At 71.7% G+C, this 2825-nt stretch carries 3 protein-coding genes; 2 read left to right on the forward strand and 1 reads right to left on the reverse strand.

All coding sequences use genetic code 11. The annotated features are described in order from the left end of the window. Together GJ633_RS15505 and GJ633_RS15510 are read left to right on the forward strand one after the other, a co-directional pair. Positions 1-493: nitrilase-related carbon-nitrogen hydrolase (locus GJ633_RS15505; protein WP_303646510.1), on the forward strand; the 493-nt coding region annotated here is incomplete at its 5' end. Between the two features lie 645 nt (positions 494-1138). Then, positions 1139-2146, forward strand: a complete 1008-nt coding sequence (locus GJ633_RS15510; RefSeq protein ID WP_156589509.1) for a presenilin family intramembrane aspartyl protease PSH — start codon at positions 1139-1141, stop codon at positions 2144-2146. Between the two features lie 54 nt (positions 2147-2200). Here GJ633_RS15510 and GJ633_RS15515 read toward each other — a convergent pair. Beyond that, the coding region (locus GJ633_RS15515) for a 3-phosphoshikimate 1-carboxyvinyltransferase (protein WP_394351170.1) at positions 2201-2825 on the reverse strand (625 nt) is incomplete at its 5' end.

The following is a 2825-nucleotide window of genomic DNA, read 5'->3' on the forward strand; positions in this document are numbered from 1 at the left end:
CGACGCCGCCGTCCTGTTCGACCGGGACGGCGAGCGGCGGCTCGTCTACCGGAAACACCACCTGTTCGGGTACGGCTCGGAGGAGACCGACCGGATGGTCCCCGGCGAGCGGACCCCGGTCGTCGATATCGGCGGGATACGCGTCGGGGTGACGACGTGTTACGACCTGCGCTTCCCGGAGCAGTTCCGCGGGATGGTCGACGCGGGCGTCGAGTGCGTGCTGGTGCCGAGCGCGTGGCCGTACCCGCGCGTGGAGCACTGGCGAACCCTCGGGCGGGCGCGGGCGATCGAGAACCTCGTGTACGTGGCCGCGACCAACGGGAGCGGTCAGTTCGGCGACGACGCGCTCTGCGGCCGGACGACCGTGTACGACCCGTGGGGCACGACGCTCGCGTCCGCGGGCGACGAGCCGACCACGGTGACCGCCGAGATCGACCCCGACCGGGTCGCGGCGGTGCGCGAGGAGTTCCCCGCGCTGCGGGACCGCCGCTGACCGATCTCGGTCGGCACGCAGGTCCATCTCGTTCGACACGACGGCGTCCCGCCGCCGCCGTCGACCGCCTCATTTATATCTCCGAAGCGAGTATCTTCTCGCGCCGGGGTCCGACGCTTTTCTCGTCGGAGTTCGGCAATCAACGACCCGCGCCCGTCCCGCCCGGGCGGCGGCTCGCCGACAGCCCGGGGGTCCGCTGTCCGGTCGCCGCCCCCCCTCGTCGCTCCGGTTACGACCCTCTCGCCGTTGGTATCTGTGGCCGAATCTCGACGCTCGCGTCCGTTTCTCGTGCTCCTCGCCGTCCGAGTCGCGTGCGATCGCGACCGCGTCGTGTGATATCGATCGCGATAATTCCGACGACACATTCATACGTCAGTCGGGGGAGCACACGAACGCCGCGGACGTACCTCGGCTCGTCGGCCCTCCCGGGCAGACGGGGCGACACTCGCTTCCACCGTCCGTCGTCCGTCGGCTCACGGGCTCGGGACGACCCGCTCCCACACCGTACCCGACCCGTTTTCGACGTGCGCGGCACGCACTCTCCCGACCGACGTTCGCGGCGCGATCCCTCACCCCTCCACCCGCTTTCGCCGGGCGGTGGAGAAACGCAAGGTCGAAACCCCCGGCAGCCGAAGCGACGACAGCATGTTCCCCCGCGAGTACCGCGGCGTCGCCCTCGTCGTCGGGCTGTTTCTCGTCGTCCAGATCGGCGCGCTGGCGCTGGTCCCCGAGTTCGTCGAGAGCGGCTACCAGGCCGTCGAGAACCCGGACGATCCGACGAACAGCCTCGTGTACATCGCCGCGATCCTCGCGATGACGGGGCTGATGCTCGCCGCGTTCCGGTACGACTTCGACCGGGCGATCCGGCTGCTGATCGTCGGCGTCTCCGCGTGGCTCTCGTGGTACGTCTTCTCCGCGGTGGTTCCTCCCGTCGCCGCCGCGGTCCCCGCGGTCGCCGTCGGCGTCGCCCTGCTGGTCCACCCCGAGTGGTACGTGATCGACACGGCCGGGGTGCTGATGGGCGCCGGCGCGGCGGGGCTGTTCGGGATCTCCTTCGGGCTGTTGCCGGCGCTACTGTTGTTGTCGGTGCTGGCCGTCTACGACGCCATCTCGGTGTACGGCACCGAGCACATGCTGTCGCTCGCGGAGGGGGTGATGGACCTCAACATCCCCGTGGTGCTCGTGATCCCGCTGTCGCTGTCGTACTCGCTGTTGGAGGAGGCGGACGAGACCCAGACGGACGAGGAGCAGACGGACGCTGAACGCGAAGACGGGGACGGAGCGTCGTCCGAAACCGCGGACGCAACCGGTGGGGCCGGAGTGAACGAGCCCACCCCGGTCGACGAGCGGGACGCGTTCTTCATCGGGCTCGGCGACGCCGTGATCCCGACGGTGCTGGTCGCCAGCGCCGCGACGTTCTCGCCCGCCGCGGCGCTGGCGGTGCCGCTCGTCGGACTCAACCTCCCCGCGCTGTTCGCGATGGTCGGCAGCCTCGCGGGGCTGCTCGTCTTGATGCGGTGGGTGATCGCGGGGCGACCCCACGCCGGGCTTCCCCTCCTGAACGGCGGCGCGATCGGCGGCTACCTGGTCGGGTCCCTCGTCGCCGGCGTCCCGTTGCTGGAGGCGCTCGGGGTGGCGACGCTGCTCTCGTAGTCGCCGGGCGACCGACGCCCGTCCCGTCCGGTCGAGCGACGTCTTGCCCGACCGTTACGTCCCGTCCCGCTCGACGGCCGCCCCGAGGTCGGCCATCACGTCGAAGAACCCCGGGAACGAGACGTCGACGTGTTCGCCGCCCCGGATCGTCGTGGTCCCGTCGGCGGCCAGCGCGGCGACCGCGAGCGCCATCACGATCCGGTGGTCCGCCCGCCCGTCGACGGTCGCGCCCCGCAGGTCGCTCTCGGCGCCGTGGACCGTGAGCACGTCGGGCTCCTCGGTCGTCTCCGCGCCCATCCGCTCCAGCTCCTCGGCCATCGCCGACACCCGATCGGTCTCCTTGTACCGGACGTGTTCGCAGTTAACGATCCGGGTGTCGCCGTCGGCGACGGCGCCCAGCGTCGCGATCGTGGGGAGCAGGTCGGGGGTGTCGCCGACGTCGACCTCCACCCCCGAGAGCGCGGAACGCTCGACCGCGATCGCGCCGGCGTCGCGGTCCCAGTCGATCGCGGCGCCCATCCGCTCGAGGACCTCCACGATCGCAGCGTCGCCCTGCGCGCTCGGTCGGGCGCCCTCCACCCGGACCGACGCGTCCGGCGCGGCGGCGACCGCCCCGGCGGCGACCAGGTACGAGATCGACGAGAAGTCGCCGGGGACGGCGTAGCTCCCGCCGGCGGGT

The organism is Halorubrum sp. CBA1125, assembly GCF_009742825.1.
GTDB lineage: Archaea > Halobacteriota > Halobacteria > Halobacteriales > Haloferacaceae > Halorubrum.